This is a genomic window from Terasakiispira papahanaumokuakeensis, assembly GCF_001709345.1.
GTDB classification, from domain to species: Bacteria; Pseudomonadota; Gammaproteobacteria; order Pseudomonadales; family Halomonadaceae; genus Terasakiispira; species Terasakiispira papahanaumokuakeensis.
The window spans coordinates 2,271,236-2,279,272 of the sequence record NZ_MDTQ01000001.1 but is presented as its reverse complement, the minus strand read 5'-3'; the positions used below and the strand labels follow the sequence as shown (position 1 = coordinate 2,279,272).

Below are 8,037 nucleotides of genomic sequence, written 5' to 3'. Positions count from 1 at the left end.
GGAAGGGAGCGTTGTCACGCTTGTTGTGTCATCTTGTCGTTCTGTCATGTTATCACTCGCCGACTAGCCGCCAGATCGAAAATACACTATTTGGGTTCATCTTATACTGCTCTATAGTTAGGGCGTAGCCCTGAATCGACATTGTTTTGTGTCGCTTTGTTTTATATCAGTGTGTGACATTAAGTATGTGGCATTAAAGGGTTGATGTGTTGAGTTGAGTGGCTATTGATGAGATTAGGTGGTTTGAATATCGAAGATGGCATGACGTCAACGGCATCAACGTTTATCATAATAGGATGATGACGCATCCTTGTGATGAGTCCGTTATGATGAATCGCGCTGAGTGAACTTTAGTCTCCCTTTAGGAATCCTGGATTATGGCGTTAACTCCTCAAGCCAGAAAGCGACGTGCCCGCCAGTTAGTCGGGCTGACACTTTTGGCCGAGTTGCAGACTGGTCAACGCAATCTTCTGACATTGATGTTAGATAAAGCCACGATTTGGTCGGAAGACCGCCAAGCGCTTCGGTTGCCACCCAAGACCGAATTTCGGGATGCTTCACGCTCGACACGTAAAGAAAAACGGGCTTTGCGCCTGCGTCATGCTGTATTCCGGTTGGCGGAAAGACCTATTCCCCAGCCCCGGCAATTGGTCTATCAGAAAGATACTTATCGACCGGTGGGTCGGCGTCCCCAAGACGACCCGGAATCTCCCTCTTGACCTCATCCCTGACCCGAGGACCCCATGAGTCTCAATGTTATTGACCACCCTCTGATCAAACATAAAATCGGCCTGATGCGTGTAGCGGGTATCAGTACCCGAAGTTTCCGAGAATTGGCCGGTGAAGTGGCCGCGCTGCTCACCTATGAAGCCACCAAGGCTTTGGATATTGAGTCCACGACCATTGAAAGTTGGAGTGGTGATCTCATCCAGGTTGAACATATTAAAGGTAAGAAAATTACCGTTGTGCCTATTTTGCGTGCCGGTATTGGGATGCTCGATGGGGTTTTGACGCTAGTGCCCAGCGCTAAAGTCAGTGTGGTGGGCTTGTATCGCGATGAAGAGACCTTAGAGCCCGTTCCGTATTTCGAAAAATTAGTCAGTAATATTGATGAGCGGCTCGCGCTGGTGATTGATCCGATGCTGGCGACAGGCGGCTCTATGATTGCAACACTGGATATGCTGAAGAAGGCCGGTTGTCAGGATATTAAAGTGTTGGTGTTGGTGGCAGCCCCTGAAGGGGTTGAGAAAGTCTTACAGGCCCACCCTGATGTCGAGATTTTTGCCGCATCGCTGGACCAAAAACTCGACAGCAATGGTTATATCGTGCCAGGCCTGGGCGATGCGGGCGATAAAATCTTTGGTACCCGATAACCCATGACTCAAGATTCTCACTCTGATTCAGCCGCCTTCGAGGGCGGCTTTTTCCAACCCAAACGTGTGGTCACTGGGGCGCAAATGCTGTTTGTCGCCTTTGGGGCTCTGGTTTTGGTACCCCTATTAACGGGGCTGGATGCCAATGTGGCCTTGTTTACGGCGGGTGCCGGGACACTGGTCTTTCAGGGCGTAACCCGTCGACAGGTGCCGGTGTTTCTTGCCAGCTCTTTTGCTTTTATTGCGCCCATATCGGCCAGTGTGGCGCAGTGGGGGATTCCCGCGACGATGTCGGGGTTGATTGCCGCCGGGTTGGTCTATGTCTTGCTCAGTCAAGTTGTGCGGGTGAGAGGCGTCGATATTCTGCATCGTATCCTGCCGCCGATTGTGGTTGGGCCTGTCATTATGGTGATCGGTCTGGCTTTGGCGCCAACGGCTGTCAATATGGCCACAGGCGTTGCCGGTGGTGAGCAGGTGGTGCCTCATGGGCCCGCGTTGATCGTCTCCATGAGCGCTTTGCTGGCGACTTTGATTCTCGCCGTTTTTGCCCGAGGTTTTTTACGCTTGGTGCCGGTGCTCGGGGGGATTCTGGTGGGCTATGGCGTCGCATTGTTGCTGGGGTTGGTCGATTTTTCTCCGGTCTCTCAGGCCGCTTGGTTGTCGCTACCGAACTTTGTTGCGCCGGAGTTTCATTGGCAAGCGATTTTATTTATGTTGCCTGTCGCCATTGCCCCTGCGGTTGAGCATATCGGCGATATGATCGCGATTGGTCAGGTGGCGCGTCGGAACTATATCAAATCTCCTGGGTTGCATCGTACTTTGCTGGGCGATGGGTTGGCCACGTCGTTGGCGGCATGTTTCGGCGGCCCGCCCAATACGACCTATTCTGAAGTGACCGGAGCGGTCACGCTGACGCGCAATTTTGACCCGCGGATTATGACGTGGGCTGCGATCACCGCCATTACGCTGGCATTTGTCGGTAAACTTGGCGCGTTACTGCAGACCATTCCGATGCCTGTCATGGGCGGTATTATGACGTTGTTGTTTGGCTCTATTGCCGTTGTCGGGATTAATACCTTAGTGAGAGCTAAAACGGATCTTTCAGAGCCTCGGAATCTAGTGATCGGCTCTTTGATTTTGGTCTTTGGTATTGGCGGCATGCAGTTTGGTGGTGGCCAATTTACGCTACAAGGCGTTGGCTTATGTGCTGTCATCGGTATCGCTTTGAATCTGATTTTACCGGCGGACCATCAAAGTGTGCAGCGTTACGATGAGCACTGAGCTTTTAAAATGTGTGCGATTTGATCGCTGATGTTGATTAGGTGCTGATGTTGATTGAATCAAAAAAGCCCCGCGAGCAATGCTCGCGGGGCTTTTTGATCATCGAGACGCTGGCGTCTCGATCACTAGTATTAATTACAGGGTCATGGCGGCCAACCAACCAAAGGCCAGTAGCGGCAGGTTGTAATGCAGGAATGTCGGGATGACGGAGTCTCGAATATGGTCATGTTGACCATCGGCATTGAGACCTGAAGTCGGGCCTAGCGTGGAGTCTGATGCCGGTGAGCCGGCGTCACCCAGCGCACCTGCGGTGCCGACCAGTGCAATGGTGGCCATAGGGCTGAAACCAAATTGCATGGCAAGCGGGACATAAAGGGTAGCAATAATCGGAACTGTCGAAAATGAAGAGCCAATCCCCATGGTGATGAAAAGGCCAACCACGAGCATGATGATGGCTGCGATGCTTTGATTATTGCCGATCACGCTGACTGAGTCGGCGACCAAGGTATCGATATGCCCCGTCGCTTTCATTACGGCGGCAAACCCTGCCGCTGCAATCATGATAAAGCCAATCTGGGCCATCATGCGCATACCACGGGTAAACAGATCGTCGGCTTCACTGGGGCGAACGACACCACTTAAGGTGAAGATCAAGAAGCCTGCTAAGGCGCCCATGATCATTGAGTCGCTTTCTAGCTGAATCACTAAGGCGGCAACAATCGCGACCAGTGAGCACACCACTTTGAAAGGTGAAACTTCGGGCGCTTCCTGAGCGGGGTTACTCTCTTGTGGCGTGATATTTTGATAAATGCGAGGTTTACGGTAGCTGAGAAAGAGTGCAATACATAAGCCGACCAGCATGCCTAGTGCGGGCAGCATCATGGCTTGTGGCACCATGCTCGCCTCTGCTTGTAAGCCATTGCTTTGCAGATTGCCCAGTAGAATTTCATTGAGATAAATGCCGCCAAACCCTACAGGTAACAACATATAAGGCGTGATTAAGCCAAAAGCCAATGCACAAGACACGGCGCGTCTATCGAGATTAAGCCGATTCATTAGCATCAGTAGCGGCGGAATCAGGATCGGAATAAAGGCGATATGAACGGGAACCAAGTTCTGCGAACTGATGGCTGCCAGCAGGATACTGCCCAACAAGGTCAGTCGTACCAGCCGCGTGGCGTGATGGCTTTCCTCTTCGCCCAGTAGGTTGAGTAGACGCTTTGCAAGTATTTCAGGGAGGCCTGAACGAGATATCGCGACGGCAAAGGCCCCTAATGTGGCATAACTGAGGGCCACTTTTGCCCCCCCGCCTAAACCATTATTAAAGGCGTTAAGGACATCGGTCAGTGGCATATCGGTCGCTAACCAACCACCGGCTAAAGCACCGGCAATCAGAGAAAAGACCACGTTTACGCGCGCCAGCGACAGGCCCATCATGACCAATACGGCCAGAATGACAGCATTCATGTAAACTAGGTTCCTTATTGTTAGGTCAGTGTAGATAAAAGCATGAAAACCTGACATTTTAATCCTATAAAGTGGCAAAATGCAGCCGTTTAATCAGGTTTGTGAGCAAGAGGGTCATCCAGCGCGTCCTTTTAAAAGGCTGTTCGTCCAAGAAAAGCGATGAATCAATAGGCGCTGAGTGTTGGGGGCGCTCTATATTAATAAGGTCACCGCTTATCGACGTACTGGAATTGAGGCGCCACTGGCTAGGCATTAACGTCATTTTGAGAAGCGTCGTGTTGATAAAAGACGGTGTTCATGAGACACGGTGTTTATAAGGCGCGGTGTGAATAACGTGTTGTTTTGACACCTGTTATTTTAACACCTGTTGTTTTAACAATAGTGACGCATCAGTTTAATGATCAGGTAAACACTTCATTGGCTGCTGACTTTGGGTATGCAGGATGCGTTTAGAACCGGGGTGAGGAATTAAATTATGTCGTCGATTGCACTTGAAGAGCTGTCTATTGTGTTGGTAGAGCCTTCTGCGACTCAAAGACGGATCATTTGTGATTTATTGCGCAGTGAGGGTGTCAACCAGGTCGAAGCCGTTGATTCGGCGCGCTCGGCTTTTCATTACATGAAGCGTTATGCGCCTGATTTGATGATTACGAGCCTCTATTTGCCGGATGCGGATGCCCATGAGCTGATTGGCTTGATGCGCGCTGATCCCAAGCTGGCTGATGTTCCTGCCATGGTGGTTTCGAGTGAGCAGAATCGTGATAATTTAGAAGCGGTTCGTCAAGCCGGGGTCATTGCCTTATTGCCAAAACCTTTTGGCCGTAAGGATTTGGATCGAGCCCTTCGAACGACAATTGAGCTGCTGGCGGGCGATGAATTAAGCCTTGAACTGTATGATGTGACTGAGCTTCGAGTGTTGGTGGTGGATGACTCGCGTATGGCGCGCCGCCATATGACTCGGATTCTTCAGCAAATCGGTATTCAAAATATCGAACAGGCCGAAAACGGGCAGGAAGCGATCAAGGTGTTGGAAAAGAGCGAAGCTTTTGATCTGATTTGTACCGATTATAATATGCCCCATATGGATGGGGAGGCCTTTACGAACTTTATTCGTCAGTCAGGCCTTTATGCCCATATCCCGATTATGATGGTGACTTCAGAGGACGATCAGGCGCGTTTATCTTCTGTCCGTCAGGCTGGTGTCTCTGCCATTTGCGATAAACCCTTTGAAGTGATCAACGTCAAGCACTTAATTACTCAATTGCTAGATGCTGATGCTGGAGCTTAATCAGTTTGACTAAAGCGGATGATCAAGGGACTTCGTATGCAGCTTGGATGCCCAGTTATGATCCCTGTATTGGTGATCTTGTGAGTGGCGGCTTATTAACTTGTCTGCCGGAAACATCCTTGCGTGAGGCGGCCACTAAAATGCAGGCCGCTCAGGTGAGTTGTATTTTGGTGTGTCAGGATGATCGTGTCGTCGGGATTTGGACTGAAGGTGATGCCCGGCGACTTGATTTTTCTGATCAGTCACTTGGTGACATGCCGGTCAAAGATTGGATGAGCCATCCCGTCGTTTCCGCACAGACGTCAACGCCGCTTAATGAGGCCTCGTTGATGATGAGGCAGCGTCACTTGCGTCGCTTGTTGGTGCTGGACGATCAGTCATATCCGGTGGGTCTGATTACCCAAAGCGATATTGTGCGGCACCAAGGGGTTGAGCATTATTTAATGTTGCGTGATGTTGGCAGTAGCCTGACATCAGCCCCTTTGGTACTAGACCATCAACTGCCTTTGGATGATGCGGTGACACAGTTGCGCCAAAGAGGTGCCGAAGCCGCTGTCGTTCAGCTGGACGATGGCCAATTTGGCATTATTACGGAGCGAGATCTGATCCATTTGTTGGCTGATGATGTGCATGTCGCCTCATTAGGCGAAGTGGCTCATGGTCCTCTGATCAGTGTGACGCGCAATAGCAGTATGCTCAACGCAGTGCAAACGTTACGTGAGCATGGTTTTCGGCATCTAGGTGTTAGAGATGATGAGAGCGGCGAATTATGTGGATTATTGTCATTGACTGATATTCTCTCGAGCATTGAGTATGAGTATGTGCAGCGCTTACGTGATGCACTGGCTGATCGTGATAAGGCATTACGCGCTTCCGCTGAACACTTGAAATTGGCCCACAAAGTCATTGATACCTCCTTGGATGGCATCATCATTACCAATAGCCAAGGTGTGATTCAGCTGGTCAATCCCAGCTTCACGACGCTGACGGGGTATAGTGCCGATGAAGCGGTGGGGCAGACGCCGGCGCTACTGAGTTCCGGCCGTCACCCTGCTGAGTTTTATGATCACATGTGGACGACGCTTGAAGAGCAGGGATTTTGGCAAGGTGAGATCTGGAATAAACGTAAGAATGGTGAGATTTATCCCGAGTGGCTGACCATTACCGCGATTCATGATGAAGCGGGTGATGCTTGTCAGTATGCCGCCATTTTCAGTGACATTACCGATCGTAAGCTTAAAGAAGAACGCATTCATACATTGGCTTATTTTGATGAGCTCACAGGGCTGGCGAATCGTCGTTTGCTGATGGACCGTATGCGCCAGGCTTTGGCCAATGCTCACCGTCATCGTCACCAGATGGCGGTGCTTTTTCTCGATTTGGATCTGTTTAAGCGGATTAACGATACGCTGGGCCATCATGCCGGGGATGCGGTGCTTCGTGAGGTGGCTTTTCGGCTGGAAAGCCAAGTCGGAGAATCGGGTTCTGTTGCTCGTTTAGGTGGCGATGAATTTAGTATTTTGCTGCCGGAAATTCGGGATACGCGCTCAATTGAAACACTGTGTCTGCAATTGATTGAACGTTTCCAGAGCCCTATTGAGGTGATGGGACAGCAGCTTGTGATCTCGACCAGTGTGGGGATCAGCCTTTATCCGCAAGATGGTGATGATGCGGCGAAACTACTGAAGCATGCGGATACGGCGATGTATCGTGCCAAAGAGCTTGGTCGTAACCACTACAGCTTTTTTAATGCCGATATGTCAGCCCATAATCAGCAGGAGTTGATTATGGAGCATGCGCTACGTCGCGCCTTGGATCACGGTGGCTTGTCAGTGCATTATCAGCCCAAAGTGGATGTGGCGCGTCAGCAAATGATTGGACTTGAGGCTTTGGCACGCTGGCATGATCCTAAACTGGGCAAAATATCCCCGGTTGTGTTTATTCCGTTAGCTGAAAAGCTGGGGTTAATTGATGCGCTGGGGCAAGCTGTACTCGATCAGGTCTGCCAGGATTTGCAGCGTTGGTCACAAAAAGGTGATGTGGTGCCCGTGGCGGTGAACGTTTCCGCGCGGCAAATGGGGGATCGTGATTTTTTATCTCGTTTGCAGCAGACCATTAAATTGTACCAAGTGAATCCTGGGTTGATTGAGTTGGAGCTGACCGAAAGCTGTCTGGTGCCTACTAAGGCGGAGAGGACGCTGACGTTATTACAACGTCTGCGTGAGTCTGGTTTCCGTTTATCGATTGATGACTTCGGGACCGGCTATTCCTCTTTAGCTTATTTGCGTCGATTGCCATTGGATACGTTAAAAATCGATGCAGGTTTTGTTCGTGAGTTGCCCGATAATCAAGATGACGTTCAAATTGTGACGGCAGTGATTGGGTTAGCGCATGGACTGGGGTTGTCTGTTGTGGCCGAAGGGGTTGAAACGGCATTACAGAGTGAGTTGCTCAGCACGCTGGGGTGTACTGTGTGCCAGGGGTTCTGGTTAGCACGACCGGCACCTGCGTCACAAGTTGTCCAGTGGTTGGCTGATGGTGTCGGGCCGGGCTCTTGGTTGTTACCCGCACATTAATAAGATGAGTCTCCAGTGGGATCACTCTAAGCCTCTCTCTAGAAGCGCTCCA

The 8,037-nt window shown here is 50.7% G+C and carries 6 protein-coding genes; 5 read left to right on the top strand and 1 reads right to left on the bottom strand.

All coding sequences use genetic code 11. The annotated features are described in order from the left end of the window. Positions 1 to 377: 377 nt before the first annotated feature. From BFW38_RS09975 to BFW38_RS09965, 3 genes are read left to right on the top strand one after another with little or no spacing between them, the layout of a single operon-like run. Positions 378 to 719 (top strand): hypothetical protein, encoded by a 342-nt coding sequence (locus BFW38_RS09975; RefSeq protein ID WP_068998380.1) that lies wholly within the window; start codon positions 378 to 380, stop codon positions 717 to 719. 24 nt (positions 720 to 743) lie between these two features. Next, positions 744 to 1,373 carry a uracil phosphoribosyltransferase gene (upp, locus tag BFW38_RS09970; protein WP_068998378.1) on the top strand — a complete coding sequence of 210 codons (630 nt, stop codon included), beginning with the start codon at positions 744 to 746 and terminating at the stop codon, positions 1,371 to 1,373. 3 nt (positions 1,374 to 1,376) lie between these two features. Further along, positions 1,377 to 2,654, top strand: coding sequence for a uracil-xanthine permease family protein (locus BFW38_RS09965; protein ID WP_068998376.1), 1,278 nt, complete (start codon positions 1,377 to 1,379; stop codon positions 2,652 to 2,654). A 135-nt stretch (positions 2,655 to 2,789) separates the two neighbouring features. Here BFW38_RS09965 and BFW38_RS09960 read toward each other — a convergent pair whose 3' ends face one another. Continuing rightward, the gene (locus tag BFW38_RS09960; RefSeq protein WP_068998374.1) at positions 2,790 to 4,121 is read right to left on the bottom strand and encodes a Na+/H+ antiporter family protein; all 1,332 of its coding nucleotides are present in this window, start codon (positions 4,119 to 4,121) and stop codon (positions 2,790 to 2,792) included. Between the two features lie 475 nt (positions 4,122 to 4,596). Here BFW38_RS09960 and BFW38_RS09955 point away from each other — a divergent pair, with 475 nt between their 5' ends. Together BFW38_RS09955 and BFW38_RS09950 are read left to right on the top strand one after the other, a co-directional pair. Continuing rightward, entirely contained in the window at positions 4,597 to 5,409 is an 813-nt protein-coding gene (locus BFW38_RS09955; protein WP_068998371.1) for a response regulator, read from the top strand. 5 nt (positions 5,410 to 5,414) lie between these two features. Then, the gene (locus BFW38_RS09950; protein ID WP_218186402.1) at positions 5,415 to 7,985 is read left to right on the top strand and encodes an EAL domain-containing protein; all 2,571 of its coding nucleotides are present in this window, start codon (positions 5,415 to 5,417) and stop codon (positions 7,983 to 7,985) included. Positions 7,986 to 8,037 lie beyond the last annotated feature (52 nt).